Consider the following 14,727-nt stretch of genomic DNA (forward strand, 5'->3'; position numbering starts at 1 on the left):
TTGATTTTTCAGTGCTTTGTTGGTAAAATGAAGCATAAGCAGGCTAGACAATTATTTCCTGAAGGGCAGCTTCGCAAAACTGGGGATCACCCCGCGCGGAGCGCTCAAAAACAAAAGGAGGAAATTTCCAATGGCAAAGGAAAAATTTGAAAGAAACAAACCGCACGTTAACATTGGCACCATTGGCCACGTGGACCACGGCAAGACCACGCTGACCGCCGCTATCACCAAGGTTCTGGCTATGAAGGGCGACGCTGACTTCATGGACTATGCCAACATCGATAAGGCTCCCGAAGAGCGTGAGCGCGGTATCACCATCAACACCGCCCACGTGGAGTATCAGACCGACGCCCGCCACTATGCCCACGTTGACTGCCCCGGCCACGCTGACTATGTAAAGAACATGATCACCGGCGCTGCGCAGATGGACGGCGGTATTCTGGTGGTTTCCGCCGCTGACGGCCCCATGCCCCAGACCCGTGAGCATATTCTGCTGGCCCGTCAGGTAGGCGTGCCCGCCATCGTAGTATTCATGAACAAGTGCGATCAGGTTGACGACCCCGAGCTGCTGGAGCTGGTCGAGATGGAGATCCGTGATCTGCTGAACGAGTATGAGTTCCCCGGCGACGATACCCCCATCATCAAGGGTTCCGCCCTGCAGGCTCTGGAGTCCGATTCCAAGGATCCCGCCGATGCTGTGTATGCTCCCATTCTGGAGCTCATGGACGCGGTAGATTCCTATATTCCCACTCCCGAGCGCAAGGCTGATCAGCCCTTCCTGATGCCTGTTGAGGACGTGTTCACCATCACTGGCCGCGGCACTGTTGCCACCGGTCGTGTGGAGCGCGGCGTGCTGAAGATGTCTGAGGAAGTTGAGATCGTCGGTCTGGCCGATGAGACCAAGAAGTCCGTTGTTACCGGTATCGAAATGTTCCGTAAGCTGCTGGATTACGCTGAGGCCGGCGATAACATCGGCGTTCTGCTCCGCGGCATTCAGAGAACCGATATCGAGCGCGGTCAGGTTCTGTGCAAGCCCGGCTCCATCAATCCCCACACCAAGTTCAAGGGCCAGGTTTATGTTCTGACCAAGGACGAAGGCGGCCGTCATACCCCCTTCTTCAACAACTATCGTCCTCAGTTCTTCTTCCGTACCACCGACGTTACCGGCGTGATCTCCCTGCCCGAGGGCACCGAGATGTGCATGCCCGGCGATAACGTGGTCATGGACGTTGAGCTGATCACCCCCATCGCCATCGAGGAAGGCCTCCGCTTCGCTATTCGTGAGGGTGGCCGTACCGTTGGCTCCGGCGTTGTTACCGCCATCAATTCCTAAGATTCTATCTATTCGCAAAGCTCTCAGTTTTTACTGGGAGCTTTGCTTTTTCTTTCCCAAAAATTTGCAGCTGTGTATGGAGGTGCTTGAAATGGGGATCCAAATTCTGGAGATAAAGAAGGAAAGCTGGCCTGCCGCCCGATTGATCGGCAGGAAGTACGAAGGCGAGGCCAACTGGGGCGAGTGGTGGGAAAACGGTTGGTTTGAGGTTTTGGAATCCGCCGAGCCCCTCTCTCTGAACGGAGACGCATATATCGGCGCCGTCCATGTGGTAAACGAGCAGCCGGAGCGCTGGATCGGTATGTTCTTTTCGGAATCCGCGGCGGTTCCTGCCGGGTTTGAGTCCATAGCCATTGAGCCGCTTGATTATGCGGTCTGCTATTTGCGGGACAAGGAGGGAAGCGGAGATTTTTACACGCTGGAAACGCACCGGCGATGTCTGGAAGAGCTGGAGTCCCTTGGCTTCCGGCGGAAGGAAGACAGCTGGTGCTTTGAGCGCTATCAGTGCCCTCGGTTTACTTCCCCCGACAAGGAGGGCCAGGTGATCCTGGATTACGGAATCGCGGTCGAGAGCTGACCTGCTTTAGCGGCGGTAAGCGGCAAAAAAGAAAGGAGAGGGTATACATGGAGCTTCAACGTCTGGAAGCTTTGGCAGAAAAGTACATGGGGCACAGAAAATCCCATATTGAGCGGGAGATCGGCCATGTGTATTTTCACGGCAAACGCGTGGCAAACGGCGTGCTGCTGCTTCGAAAAAAACTTTTCCCGGAAGATGCTTCTCACGATGATGTTCTTTTCTGCGCCGGGCTGTTTCACGATGTGGGAAAGGGGATCGAGCCCCACCCCCGCACCGGAAGCACGCTTGTGCGGGAGCTGCTTTGCGGGGAAATGACCCCGGAAGAGATGGAAGCTGTCTGCGGGCTGATTGCGGTTCACGATGACAGACGGGCGGACAGCCCCCATTCTCCCTGGGTGAAGCTTCTGCAAGACGCGGATCTGTTGGATCATTTCGGCATTCAGGGAGTCTGGCTGAGTTTTACCTACTATGCCTATATGGGACAAAAGGGAATGTCGGAGCTTCCTGAATTCTATGAGACAGAGTGGAAGCCCATGGTCGCCAAAAACCGAAAGCTTCTCAATTTCCCTTTCTCCAGGGAGATTTTCGATGAGAAAACCACCTACGAATGGTCGGTGATCCAGCGGCTCAAGGAAGAGGGAACCGGCGCTTATCTGGAACGAACCCTGCAAAGCCTGTAAATTTTGAGTTTGCTCTATAGAAAATTCATGTGCGTAAGGCGATACGATACCATTGCGGCAAGTGCCTTAAGCGCTTTCCTGTTTATCAGGCGCCTCCGCATACAGATTGTGCGGTATTGCCTTACCTGGAATCGGCAAAACCACCTGGTTTCATCCTGTTTTGCCAAAAAGTCAAGAAGGAGAGAAATGCTTATGGATCTGACGCGCTACACACGGCGTTATGTATCTCTGACTGCTGCCGCAAGCGGCAATCAGACCTTTTTTACCGGAGAGAAGAAGCCCATGGAAAGCGTGGTGTTTTATCGCCTTTCCGGAAAAGCGGATTGCCCTTTTTCGCTCCTTTTTTCGGACAGTATTGACAGCACTTTCGAAGACGGCTCTCACAGCCGGGCCGGAGAGGTTTTGGGCGGTTGGAAAATTTTGTCTGCCCACGCCGCGGTCGTAAAGGCCCCAAAGCCCGGGGAACCTGTGGAGGAAGCCCGCCTTACCTTTGAAGGAAAACCGGAAAAAGCAGCGGCGCGGGGAGAATGGTTTGCCTCCGATCCTCTGAATCTTCGGGGCGCTGCCGGAGAGTATCTGCGTCTCCGCCTGGTTTTTACGGGGAAGCGTCTGCCGTGCCTGCGGGAAACACTGCTGGACAGCTACCGGAGGCAGGGGGAAAGCTGGGTGGTTTCCCCGGAAACTCCTTTAGCCGCTATGATCGGGGCGGAAAAGCCGGCGCGAGTCAGGCTTGGTTTTTTAGGCGATTCCATCACAGAGGGGATCGGAACAGAGCCGGGAAGCTATCAAGGTTATGTTTCCCTTCTCTCTTCGCTTCTGGGAGAGGAATACGCGGTATGGAATTTAGGGCTGGGCTACGCCCGGGCGGAAGACGCCGCCGGAAACGGCAGCTTTCTTCGCAAAGCAAAGGCCTGCGATGCGGTAGTGATCTGCCTGGGGACCAATGACCTGCTGCAAACGGGAGACGCGGAGAAGCTGCGGGAAAACCTGAAAAAAATCATTTCTCTTCTGCGGGAAGCCGGCGTCCGAATCTTGCTGCAAACTCTTCCGCCGTTTGATTACGAGGGGGAACTGGAACAAAAGTGGAAAGAGACGAATGGCTTTCTCAAAGAAGAGCTTGGAAAAGAGCTTCCCGTATTTGACCCGGTACCGCTGCTGTCGCCTGACGGCGGAAACACCGGAAGGGCCCTTTACGGGGGGCACCCCAATGCGGAGGGCTGCCGGAAATGGGCGCAGGCTTTATCCGGAGAACTCATAAAATGGCTCGCATAAAGCTGCTGTTTTGACTATGAAGGGAAAAGAAAAAACACAAAAATATTTGATGGAAAAACCGCTTGAGGGCAATGTGGTACAGCTCTCAAGCGGTTTTTGTCAAGAGAAGGGAAGCCCTGCTAATCTTCTGGAGTTTCGCCCTCCTCATATAGTTTTTTCCGGTACTGTGTGGGATACAGGCCGGTGATCTTTTTGAAATCCCTTGAAAACTGCTGCGGATATTTCAGCCCGACCTTGTAGCAGATATCGTTGATTTTCATGCCCGGCTCCCGCAATAGCTCAATAGCCTTTTGGATCCGGAACCGCAGCAGGTAGGCCGGAAAAGTCATCTGCGTTTTTTCGCGAAACAGAGCGCTGAATCGGCTGTAAGAAAGAGCAACAGATTCCGCGACCTCTGCCATACTCAGGCCGCTGTTGAAGTAATGCTCCTGAATATACTGTTCTGCGTATTCTATGGTATCCTTGGCCGGAACATTGGAGCTCTGCTCACTTTTTACCCTGGGCTTTTGCTGCACCGTATACGCCTGCAGCTTTTGATCCAGCTGGCCGATCTCAATAGGCTTCAGCAAATAATCGTCGGCGCCGTTCAGAAAAGCGGTACGCACGGTATCGAAGTCATCATAACCGCTGAGTACCCAAATTTTACTTTGACATCCGGCTTTTCGCAGAGCAGCGATCAGGCTGAGGCCGCCGAAAAAGGGCATGCGGATATCGGTAAAAATGATATCAAATTTTTGATGCTTTATCTCTTCCAGTGCCTGATAAGCGCTGGAACAGGCGGTCACCCGGTACTCGATATCCGGGTAATCCAGCCGTTTCAGCTTCAATTTCAGGTTTTCCGCTACGAAGCTTTCATCGTCCACAACCAAAATAGAAATTGACAGCACCGTATCACTCCCTTATCTTTAGAAAAAATAATGCTTGCTATTCTGCCACTCATAGAATATACTCAGGTTGTCAATAAGCTCTCTGACCATAAAAACGAAAAGGGAAAGAGTGTGAGAGGGGATCATTTGGATCCCTCTCTTGCATTTCCCCAAAACTTGAGAAAACAAAGAACGGAGGGAGCGGCCTTGCGCACAGGGAAAGGTAAAAATTCTTTGTACTACTCCATGATTTTCAAAATGGTCATTTTTTTAATTCTTCCCCTTCTGGCAATAGCGGGTGTTTTCTTTGGGAAACTTCTGCAAGATGGTGAAAAAAACTATCGCAACACGCTGACTCTGGTCATGGAACAGGCGGAAAGCGCCAGAAATGAAACGATCGATGATATTTTGAGGGTAGCGGACAGGATCAGCTCTTATGAACTGCTGAAGGGCTTTTTGCTGACAAAATATTCTTATCGGAGCTGGAATTACTATTCGGATGAGGTCGTCCGAATGGTTTCAGGGGGCTTGTCTTACGAGAACCGCATTGTGCCGAAAATCTATTTTGCGAACACAACTTTACCCCGGGGCTACGATATGTTTTACCGGCTGGAGGATATTTCCAGGTTCGATTTTGTTTCCGAGTTTTTAGCCGCAGATCAAACAGAGCAGTGGATCACTCCTGCTATGGTAGAAAAGTATTCTTTCTCTTTTACACCCTTTGCTAACCACTATACCTATATGAGAAAAGTGTATTCCGAGGAAGGGCTGCTTTATTTGCTGACTCTTTCTGTAACCCAAAGAGAAATGGATCCATTTTTATATCAGATACAGGAGGGAAGCTCCGGTGGAGCTCCACAGGTGGTGGAAAGCCCGGAGAGACTTTTGCTGAATTATTCCGGAAAGGAAATCAGCAGTGAGGAAGAAGCGTTGACAAACGGTTCTGTTTTAGTAAAGACCATATCTTTTGAGAAATCGGGGTTTCCCCAAAAACTTACTTATATTTGGGGGAATAACCCTCAAAGGATCTATTTCCTGTTTGGGCTGGCCGTGGTGCTGCTGTTTGGCTGCTGCTCGATCCTGATCAATATCCAGTTCGTGAAAAGGATCTTCGCGAAGCTGCTTTCCTGTGTAAACCGATTTGAAACGTCAATCGAGACCGGAAAATATGAGTCGCAGCCGCTGACCGGGGAATTGGAGCTCAGAAGGTTTACAGCTACCTTTAACGCGTTGACTGAAAAAATAAGAGGTCTTCTGGAGCTTACCGAACAGCAGGCGGACCTGGCGAAAGAAAGCCAGCTGAAAATTTTACGCCAGGAGATCAATCCGCATTTTCTGTACAATACCCTGGAGGTGTTTGCCTATCGTATGGAACTGCATCACCATGCGGAGGAAGCAGACGCCATTGCCTCTTTTTCCGGAATGCTGCGATACAGCCTATCGAAGGAGGGAAAGTATGCTGCCATTCGGGAAGAACTGGAGCAGGTAAGAAAATATATTCAAGTACAGAAGCTAAAATATCCGTCTGTCCGCTTTGAAGCGGATATTTCCCCGGAGCTCTTGGAGAGAAAAATGATTCGCTTTCTGCTGCAGCCCCTGGTGGAGAACAGCTTTACCCATGGGTATCAGGAAAAGCCTCTGTTTATTAAAATATCCTGTACTGACCTGGGCAATGGCACCCGGTTTGAGATTTACGACAACGGGAAGGGAATCGCGAAGGAACGGCTTCAGGAGATCAGAAACAATTTGAAAGCAGGCGATGAAGGACCGGAGATCGGCATCGGGCTGGGAAATATCGACCAGCGCCTGAAGCTTTTCTATTCGGAGGCTTCCGCATTGCAGATAGAAAGCAGTGAAGGGGAGGGAACCACGGTAGCTTTTCAGATCCCCCGATAAGCGCATTTTTTCATAAATTAGAAAAAGGCGGAAAGGACAACATTGGATTGCCCTTTCTGCCTTAATTTTATCTTGAAACAGCAAAAAAATAAAGCACTATATACAAACAAAGTGAAAAATGTGAAGAAATCGTTAATTCTGTTATTTGCAAAAACGCAGATCGCTGATATCCTAAAGATAAAGAAGGTCACAATAGGTGAAATTTTTAAGGAGGGTGGAATTTTGAGATGAAAGCTGCAGGGACAAAAAAGAGCAGAAAGCATTATGGCCTGCGGGAACAAATGGCGTTGCAATCCATGATTTTTCCGGCCATATTGGTGTTGTTTGTATTTTCTTATGTTCCAATGTACGGCATTGTGATCGCATTTAAGGATTTCCGGATCACAGACGGTATTTTCGGGTCTCCCTGGGTGGGGTTGAAATATTTTCAGCAGTTTTTAGTAGACCCTTCCCTGTGGAAGGTTTTGCGCAACACCATGGTGCTCAACGTGGTGGGTACGCTGATCTGCTTTCCCACGCCGATCATTCTGGCGGTGCTTATCAGTGAGCTCAAGAATAAAAGCTTCAAGAAAGTGGCTCAGACGGTCTCTTACCTTCCATACTTTCTTTCGTGGGTTATTTTTGCCGGGCTTATTATGGAAATGCTGCGGCCCAGCGGAATTTTCAGCGATATCTGTGTGGCGCTGGGGATTTCAAAGGATCCCATCAATTTTATGGCGCATGGCTCCTGGTTTTACGCGATCTACATTCTTTCCAGCTTGATCAAGGGGTTGGGATACGGCTCTATTATTTATGTGGCCGCCCTTTCGGGGGTAGACCAGGAAATTTACGAGGCGGCTACCGTAGACGGGTGTTCCCGACTACAGCGTATCTGGTATGTTTCTCTTCCCAGCATCATGGGTACTGTGGTAATCATGCTGATCCTGCAAATTGGCTCCATTCTGAATACCGGTGTAGAGCAGATCCTGATTTTCCAGAATCCTCTGAATCTGAATTTCAGTGAAACCCTGGACACCTATGTGTATAAAATCGGTATCAGTCAGGGACGGATGTCCTATTCCACAGCCGTCAACCTGTTGAAGTCTCTGGTTTCCGTAGTGCTGCTCTGCATTGCGAACGGGACTTCCAGAAAGCTGACGGAAAAGAGCCTGTTTTGAAAAGGGGGGCCTTTGTATGACAAAAGCGAAAAAGCCGGTTGAAATTTTCGATGTGGTAAACATCATTTTGATGATCCTGATGATGGTCGTGATGCTTTTTCCCTTCTGGTATGCCGTGGTAGGGTCGTTCAATGACGGCACAGATTATTTGACCGGCGGCGTATATCTGTGGCCCCGCAAATTTACCACCTACAATTACAAAGCGGTATTTCGGGATAAAACGATCCTTTCCTCTTTCGGTATTACGGCGCTGAAGGCCATTGTGGGAACAGTGACCAGTCTGTTTGTCACCTCACTTGCCGCCTATGCTTTGAGCCGCCCGCAGCTGAAGGGAAAAAAGTTTTATATTCCCTATATGATGCTCACCATGTATTTTGGCGGCGGCCTGATCCCATATTTTATTACCATTAAAAATCTGGGGTTGTACGATACTTTTTGGGTCTATATCATTCCGGGGCTGTTCAGCGTATGGAATATGATCATTATCCGCTCCTTCTTTTCGGAACTGCCGCCCAATCTGATCGAAGCGGCTAAAATCGACGGCGCCGGAGAATATCGTATCTTTTTCCAACTGATACTTCCTCTGTCAAAGCCCGTTCTGGCAGCAATCGCTCTGTTTACGCTGGTAGGCCACTGGAATTCTTATTTCGATTCCATGATGTATACCTCGTCTGCCAGCTTGCAGACGATCCAGCTGTTCTTACAGAAGGTGATCACAGACGCCGGCACCGCCAAGGGCCTAGCAAATCAAGCTATGTTGCAGCTTCCGGAATCCGCGCGCCAGATCACACCGCAAACGATCAAGCTGTCTGCAATGGTGGTTACGGCTCTGCCCATTATCTGTGTGTATCCCTTCCTGCAAAAATATTTTGCCACGGGGATCATGGTTGGTTCTCTCAAAGGGTGATAAGCGGTTTTCTAAAATCGCTTGCCATATACAAAATCATACAATTTCAGTAAGGAGGAAAATCAAAATGCTGAAAAAATGGAAAACAGTGTTTGCGGTTGTCTGTATCGCGGGGCTTTTGTGCGGCTGCGCCGGTACGCCGTCCAGCACACCCAGCTCTAAAGCGGGTACATCTTCCGCCGTAAGCGCTTCCACACCGGAAAGCGAGCCTGCCTCTTCCGGAATCACGCTGGCCAGCCCCAGCTGGAAAACCGATACCTCTCCCATTACTCTGGAGTGGTTCGTGGGGTACGACTGGGCGTCTTTTACCTTTGACCCAGCCAACAACGAGTTTGATAAATGGTGCCTGGAGGAAACCGGCGTAACCATTTCTTACAGCTTCGGCAATCAGGAAAAGCTGAATGTGCTCATCAATACCGACAGCCTTCCCGATATCGTTACTTACGATGTGGTCTCCACAGAAAGATTGTCTATGGAAAATGGCGGCTTGCTTCTGCCGCTGGACGATCTGCGGGAGCAGTATGCCCCGGATTTCCGTGTGGTGCCCGCTATGATGGATTGGTACCGCAATGAAAACGATGGCCATTGGTATTCCTATGCCAGCTATTTCTATGATGTGGAGGATACGGAATCCAGAGGCGGCTATTTGACCTCCCACAATATGAACTTTGCCCGCAAGGATATTATGGAGCAGCTGGGGATCAAGCCTGAGGATATGCAGACCAAAGAGGGCATGATCGCCGCGCTGAAAAAGGTAAAGGACGCCGATATTACCTACAATGGCGTCAAGGTGGAGCCTATGCACGGCGCGGGAGGAAGTACCACACAGTTATATGCCGAGCAGTTTGGCCTGGATCGTGAGGATAAGGACGGCAATTTCCTGAATATGTACCGCCAGCCTGAATATCTGGAAGCGCTGCTGTTCCAAAACCAGATGTATCGGGAAGGCCTGATCTCCGATGAAGAGTTCACAGCGGACAATGTACTGCGCAAGCAGAAGGTCACCTCCGGCGCTTACTTTGCCGGTACCGGTCAAGCCGATTTAGACGGAAAGGCCGATTTGTTCTATTCCGACAGTGAAGCGATGATGATGTACGTGGGCCATATCAAGGGAGACAGCGGAAAAGAGCCCATTATCACGCCTTCCACTACCGGCGGCTGGACCGGAACGGAAATTTCCAAGAACTGCAAGGATCCTGCTCGGGCCATTCAGCTGTTTGCCTTTTTGTCTCAGCCTGAAAACGCTATTTCTTACTATCTCGGCGGTGTGAACTGCTATGATCTGGTAGACGGCAAGGCAGTGATAAAGCCCGAATGCGCACAGGAACGTGAGGCCGATGCCGTGGCCTATAATAACCGGACTCGCAGCGGAATTCAGGAATACCTGCTGGACTTTGTAGATGTGCAGATCGCGACATCGCAGGACGATATGGACGCTATGCAGCAGGATGAGACCAATGGCCGGATCAAGTACATGGACGGGCATTACTATGATGACAAAATTTTCAGCAATGTGATTCCGGAGGGTGGTTCCGACCTGGCCGCGGTTTCCGCGCAGATCGAGGATTACTGGTCCCAGCAGTCCGCTCAGATCATTATGGCCCCTTCCGCGGAAGAGGCGGAAAAGCTTTACAACGACGCCATTACCCAGATGGATCAAATGGGAATGAAGGAGCTGGACGAGTACCGCAACGAAAGATTCCAGAAAAACAAAGAAAAAATGGGCGTAAAATTTGCCTGGCCCAGAAATCAATAAGCTTACTATCTGAGATCCTTCTATCAGGCGGAGCGAGGGAGAAAGGTTTCTCCCTCGCTTTTCCTAATACAGTTTATTTTTGAAAGGGGAGAAGGAAGGTCAATGAAATTTTCTGTCTTTTCCGACTTGGAATGGACCTACCCGGATACAGCGCTTACCGACCGGCGAAGCGTGGAGTTGAGCTGCGCGAAAAACGGACATACCGGGTTTCAGCTGCTGGGGGAAGCGCTGCCGGAAAAATCGGCGCTTCAGATTTCCATGGAATGGGAAAACGAAGGGGATCACCCGGCGGTGGAAAGCTTTGAATTGATCGATATCGGGGTGGAAGAGAATACCGGCGCGAAGCTTTACACCACTACAGATTACGAAAGCTGCAAGGCGTTTGTGACCAGAAAAGCTCCCTTCCGTGTGTATGACTGTCTGCGCCCGCCGGAGGGGGTATTGCAAGGAACAAGGCTTGCCTTGTATTTTCGGTTTACAGCGCCGCCGGAGCTGTCTGCCGGAGAGCACCGGGGAACCCTTACCGTTTTTGCCGGGGAGGAGAAGCTTTCCCTTCCCGTCAGGCTTCAGGTGTATTCTGCCGTTATTCCGAAGCTGCCGGAGGCGAAGCTGTCCTTTATCCATTTCTTCAGTTATCAGAATTTGGCACTACAGGAAAAGGCCCAGCCGGATACGGAAGAATATTGGGAAGCCTTTCGCCGCTATGTCCGCGCTCAACAGGAGCTGCGCTGCAGCGCGATCATGCTTCCGCCGGGAGAAGCCGTTTTCTCTCCGGAAGGAAAAATCAGCTTCGATTTTTCCCGGGCGGTGCGGGCGGCGGAAATCGCCTTTGAGGAAGGGATCCGGAAGGTTTGCGGTTGTCAAATCGCGAAACGGCGTGATGCGCCGCCCTACGGCTATACCCTGAACTGGGAAACGCCCGGCAGGAAAGCTGAAACCGCTTCGATCGAGCGATACTTTTCCACTTGGCGGCAGATCGTAGCGGAAAAAGGCTGGGAAGGCCGGGTGATGCAGTCTCTCGCCGATGAACCCCAGCCCTACAGCGCCGCCGCTTATCGGGAGCTTGCCACCTGTGCCAGGGAATATTTGCCGGGAGTCCCCTTCCTGGAAGCGGTGGAAACGCCGAACCTGGGGGACGCTTTGGATATCTGGATCCCGAAGCAGGTTCACTATGAGGAAAAAAGAGAGGACTATGAGCGCCTGCGGGCAGAAGGGAAAACGCTTTGGTTCTATACCTGCGCTTTCCCGGCAGGACCCACGATGAACCGAAGCATGGATCTTCCGCTGGTGCAGTGCAGAGAGGTATTCTGGATGGGATTTTTCTATGACTTCACCGGGTTTCTGCACTGGGGGTTCAATTACCATGAAGGGAAAGATCTGTGGAATTTCGCCTGCTGTGAGGATCCGCAAAGCGGAAAGAAATTCCCGGCTGGGGATTCCAACATTGTTTATCCCGGTAAAAACGGGCCATGGCGCAGTATGCGCTATGAGGCGCAGCGGGGCGGCGTGGAGGATTTTGAACTGTTGCGGCAGCTGGAGCGGAAAAGCCCGAAAGAAGCGCGGGATCTGGTGCGCCGCATTTGTACCAGCTTCCGGGAGTATAACACTTCAGCCTCGGCATTTGAAAGCAACAGAAGATTGCTCTTAGAAGCCTGCGAAAAACTGGAGCGCTGAAAAGCGCAAAGAGCGGGGGCCATACTGATATGGCCCCCGCTCTTTGTATGTTGTGACCGGTCTTTGCCGGAATCATGGCCGTCAGCTTCCCGGAAACAGCGGCAGCATCACACAGAAGAGCACCAGAAAGATCAAAATGTGAAAGGAGATCGTGCTCAGGGCAAATTCCCGTTCTTCCACGGCTTCTTCCTTGATCAGCAGCGCCCCCACAAAGAAAGGGGGAAGCAGAAACATGGTATAGACCGAAACGGAAAAGACCGTTCCCAGGTGTAAGATTCCCTTGATGAGGAAAGTGTCCAGCAGAAAGGCAATGGAAGATAATAGAAGCAGCCGCAGGGCGATGATGAGAAAGGAGCGACGCAGATAGTCCCTTTTGATCCGCAGTCCATAGCCGATGGCAAGGCCCATAATGGGCGTTGTCAGGGCGGAAAGCTGTTCCAATCCCTCGAAAAGCCCCTGTGTAAGGAGACTTGTCTCCAGCAGCGGGACACACCCGGCGCAGTTCAGCAGGATCGCCAGGGCAGAGGCCCACACATAGGGATTTGTGAGAAAAGCCCTGCCGATGCTTTTGGAGGAAACAGCAACGATCTCCCGGTTTAACACCCGCATGTAGGTGACGAACACCAGAGAGAAAAAGAGTGTTTGCCCCAGGTCCATGATCACAATGGGATAGATATTTGTCTGGCCCAGTGCTGCCGCCAGCACGCCATAGCCCAGCATGCCGTTTTCATAGCCGGTAAACAGGGCGGAGGCATAGGGGGTTTCCCACCGCAGCAGCCGCCCGATTCCCCTTCCCACGCATAAAAGCCCCATGCTGATGAGAAACACAAAGAGCGCCAGAACCAGATAAGAAGCTTTGATCTCCAGCCTCAGCAGGGAAAGAAAGATCACCACCGGCAAAGCCAGATTTACAGCAAGCTTTTTCATGCCTTCCATCACTTGTGAGGAAACAAAGCCGGTGTGCCGGAATACACAGCCCAGTGCGATGAAAGCGAGAATGGGGATCAGCCTGCAAAGAACCTGAAGCGTTTCTCCCATGGAGCTCACCGCGCTTTCTTCTTTGCTTCCAGCCTGACCAGGGCCCACTCCGGCAAGGCAACGTCCACATGACCCTGTGCCGCTGTTCCCTTGTGGCATTCCCTGCGGTTCCAAAGATCATACACCATCAGCTCGTATTCCTCCGCCATATCCGTGGTGAGAAAGCTGAACCCGGCAGGGTCCTCCGGGCGGCGGAAGAACAGGAGGAACAGCTCGGAGCCCTTGTGAAGGCACAGACCGCTGCTGGTATTCATCATGATGATCTCGGGCTCCATCTGATCAAAGGGCAGGTCTTTCATGATTTCTCCGAAATATTGCAGCCGAGGCGCGCTTTCTCCCACCATCTCTCCGCCATAGGCCCAGAAAATATCCCGGTTATTGCCGTTGACGATGTAGGCTTCCCCATGGCTGGCATAGCCGCCGGCCATCACGGCCCGAATGTGGCGCTCCAGCTCCTCCTCAGGGGTGCGGTCTCCCCACACGCTGCCGGTAATGTTTCCCTCATAGCCGTATTCATCGGCAATGACAGGCCGCTGAAATTTTGCCTTGAAATCCAAAACAGCGCAATAGGTATTGGAATTCTGGAACACAGTGTGGGTGAGCCAGTCAAAATCCGGTACGGCGCCCACGGTAAAATTGTGAATGGAGCGCAGGTGGCCGTAGGGGTCGGCTTCCCGCAGTGCCTTACCGATGCGGTCCCAATTTTTCAGATCGGATAAGGACTTCACCGTGTGGTCGTTTTCCGAAAGCGGCGTCAAAAGCAGATCGTATTCGTTTGCCAGGCACCACCATACATTCCGGAAGGCGGAAAGCCGTGCCGCCAGGTAGCGGACATAAAAGAGATCGTCCCGTTCACTCATGCCGGGATTGATGCCCCAGCGGTCAAAATCGTAAAAGTGAAACAGGATCACATCGGCTTCGATCCCCCGTTCCAGTAAGGCGGCCACGTCCTCCTCAAAGCGCCGGAAGTAAGCGGGATTGGGCCGGGTAAAATCCAGACTTCCCGCTTCTCCGGCAAAGGGCAGATCCGGCGGATCCTGGGCGATATCGATGGTGACCTCCGTCAGCTTCTGGGCCTTCAGGTGCTTGGGAAAAAAGCCCATGCGCAGCTTGTTGAAGCCATAGCTCGCCACAGATTCTACCGTTTTCCGGCGGGTTTCCGGGGAACTGGTGGTCCAGGCATAGGCGGTGGTGCCCAAAACGAACAGCGGGGTGCCGTCCTCATAGGCAAAATGAAACTTCTTTGCCACCCGCACCGGCCCGTGATTTCCCTGTGCGGGTTCCCTGCACAGAAAGCTGCCGGTGGTTTTGTTCAGGCTGGGGAGATTGGAAAACACGGTATATTGGTATTCTCCTGTGTGCTGGGGCATAAACCGCAGCTTCCACACACCGTCTCCATCGTAAAAACCGTCTACGGTCAGCGTGTGATAGCCGTTTTGAAACCTTGCCTTCAGCTCTCCCTCGAGAAAGGGATTTTGAAAGAGAGCCTCCGTTTCCGGCAGGGAAAAGGCAAGCTCAAAAATTCCCCATTTTTCTATGGTTTGTGTCATATGCTCTAAGCTCCTTTCTGA

At 51.6% G+C, this 14,727-nt stretch carries 12 protein-coding genes; 9 read left to right on the forward strand and 3 right to left on the reverse strand.

Features of this window, described 5'->3' with window-relative positions:
- Nucleotides 1–130: 130 nt before the first annotated feature.
- The 4 genes from tuf to U8T64_RS12655 all read left to right on the forward strand — a co-directional run bounded on the left by tuf (nucleotide 131) and on the right by U8T64_RS12655 (nucleotide 3,862).
- Complete coding sequence (gene tuf, locus U8T64_RS12640; RefSeq protein ID WP_322184017.1) at nucleotides 131–1,333, forward strand: elongation factor Tu; 1,203 nt, start codon at nucleotides 131–133, stop codon at nucleotides 1,331–1,333.
- Nucleotides 1,334–1,424: 91 nt separating this feature from the next.
- Entirely contained in the window at nucleotides 1,425–1,910 is a 486-nt protein-coding gene (locus U8T64_RS12645; protein ID WP_322184019.1) for a GyrI-like domain-containing protein, read from the forward strand.
- Between the two features lie 47 nt (nucleotides 1,911–1,957).
- Nucleotides 1,958–2,590 (forward strand): HD domain-containing protein, encoded by a 633-nt coding sequence (locus U8T64_RS12650; RefSeq protein WP_322184021.1) that lies wholly within the window; start codon nucleotides 1,958–1,960, stop codon nucleotides 2,588–2,590.
- 192 nt (nucleotides 2,591–2,782) lie between these two features.
- Entirely contained in the window at nucleotides 2,783–3,862 is a 1,080-nt protein-coding gene (locus tag U8T64_RS12655) for an SGNH/GDSL hydrolase family protein (RefSeq protein WP_322184023.1), read from the forward strand.
- Nucleotides 3,863–3,981: 119 nt separating this feature from the next.
- On the opposite strand, the gene U8T64_RS12660 is transcribed toward U8T64_RS12655, so the two are convergent.
- Nucleotides 3,982–4,749 (reverse strand): response regulator transcription factor, encoded by a 768-nt coding sequence (locus U8T64_RS12660; protein ID WP_322184025.1) that lies wholly within the window; start codon nucleotides 4,747–4,749, stop codon nucleotides 3,982–3,984.
- Nucleotides 4,750–4,962: 213 nt separating this feature from the next.
- Between U8T64_RS12660 and U8T64_RS12665 the strand changes: the two genes are divergently transcribed.
- From U8T64_RS12665 to U8T64_RS12685, 5 genes are all read left to right on the forward strand, one after another.
- Nucleotides 4,963–6,624 (forward strand): sensor histidine kinase, encoded by a 1,662-nt coding sequence (locus U8T64_RS12665; protein ID WP_322184027.1) that lies wholly within the window; start codon nucleotides 4,963–4,965, stop codon nucleotides 6,622–6,624.
- A gap of 227 nt (nucleotides 6,625–6,851) precedes the next feature.
- Nucleotides 6,852–7,781, forward strand: coding sequence for an ABC transporter permease (locus U8T64_RS12670; protein WP_322184029.1), 930 nt, complete (start codon nucleotides 6,852–6,854; stop codon nucleotides 7,779–7,781).
- A gap of 16 nt (nucleotides 7,782–7,797) precedes the next feature.
- Nucleotides 7,798–8,688, forward strand: coding sequence for a carbohydrate ABC transporter permease (locus U8T64_RS12675; RefSeq protein ID WP_322184031.1), 891 nt, complete (start codon nucleotides 7,798–7,800; stop codon nucleotides 8,686–8,688).
- A 67-nt stretch (nucleotides 8,689–8,755) separates the two neighbouring features.
- Nucleotides 8,756–10,444: an extracellular solute-binding protein gene (locus U8T64_RS12680; RefSeq protein ID WP_322184033.1), complete on the forward strand. Its 1,689-nt coding sequence runs from the start codon at nucleotides 8,756–8,758 to the stop codon at nucleotides 10,442–10,444.
- Nucleotides 10,445–10,546: 102 nt separating this feature from the next.
- Nucleotides 10,547–12,118 (forward strand): DUF4091 domain-containing protein, encoded by a 1,572-nt coding sequence (locus U8T64_RS12685; protein ID WP_322184035.1) that lies wholly within the window; start codon nucleotides 10,547–10,549, stop codon nucleotides 12,116–12,118.
- Nucleotides 12,119–12,199: 81 nt separating this feature from the next.
- Here the strand turns inward: U8T64_RS12685 and U8T64_RS12690 are convergent, their stop codons facing one another.
- Both U8T64_RS12690 and U8T64_RS12695 read right to left on the reverse strand, forming a co-directional pair.
- Nucleotides 12,200–13,156, reverse strand: coding sequence for an AEC family transporter (locus tag U8T64_RS12690; RefSeq protein WP_322184037.1), 957 nt, complete (start codon nucleotides 13,154–13,156; stop codon nucleotides 12,200–12,202).
- Nucleotides 13,157–13,161: 5 nt separating this feature from the next.
- Nucleotides 13,162–14,706, reverse strand: coding sequence for a DUF5060 domain-containing protein (locus U8T64_RS12695; protein ID WP_322184039.1), 1,545 nt, complete (start codon nucleotides 14,704–14,706; stop codon nucleotides 13,162–13,164).
- Nucleotides 14,707–14,727: the final 21 nt, after the last annotated feature.

Source organism: Neglectibacter caecimuris (assembly GCF_034335015.1).
GTDB lineage: Bacteria > Bacillota > Clostridia > Oscillospirales > Acutalibacteraceae > Acutalibacter > Acutalibacter caecimuris_A.

What these genes read in the sequence shown, in the direction of transcription:
- U8T64_RS12675 (WP_322184031.1), top strand. Translation starts at nt 7,798, where the DNA reads ATGACAAAAGCGAAAAAGCCGGTTGAAATTTTCGATGTGGTAAACATC.
- U8T64_RS12670 (WP_322184029.1), top strand. Translation starts at nt 6,852, where the DNA reads ATGAAAGCTGCAGGGACAAAAAAGAGCAGAAAGCATTATGGCCTGCGG.
- U8T64_RS12680 (WP_322184033.1), top strand. Translation starts at nt 8,756, where the DNA reads ATGCTGAAAAAATGGAAAACAGTGTTTGCGGTTGTCTGTATCGCGGGG.
- U8T64_RS12645 (WP_322184019.1), top strand. Translation starts at nt 1,425, where the DNA reads ATGGGGATCCAAATTCTGGAGATAAAGAAGGAAAGCTGGCCTGCCGCC.
- U8T64_RS12655 (WP_322184023.1), top strand. Translation starts at nt 2,783, where the DNA reads ATGGATCTGACGCGCTACACACGGCGTTATGTATCTCTGACTGCTGCC.
- U8T64_RS12695 (WP_322184039.1), bottom strand. Translation starts at nt 14,706, where the DNA reads ATGACACAAACCATAGAAAAATGGGGAATTTTTGAGCTTGCCTTTTCC.
- U8T64_RS12650 (WP_322184021.1), top strand. Translation starts at nt 1,958, where the DNA reads ATGGAGCTTCAACGTCTGGAAGCTTTGGCAGAAAAGTACATGGGGCAC.
- tuf (WP_322184017.1), top strand. Translation starts at nt 131, where the DNA reads ATGGCAAAGGAAAAATTTGAAAGAAACAAACCGCACGTTAACATTGGC.
- U8T64_RS12690 (WP_322184037.1), bottom strand. Translation starts at nt 13,156, where the DNA reads ATGGGAGAAACGCTTCAGGTTCTTTGCAGGCTGATCCCCATTCTCGCT.
- U8T64_RS12685 (WP_322184035.1), top strand. Translation starts at nt 10,547, where the DNA reads ATGAAATTTTCTGTCTTTTCCGACTTGGAATGGACCTACCCGGATACA.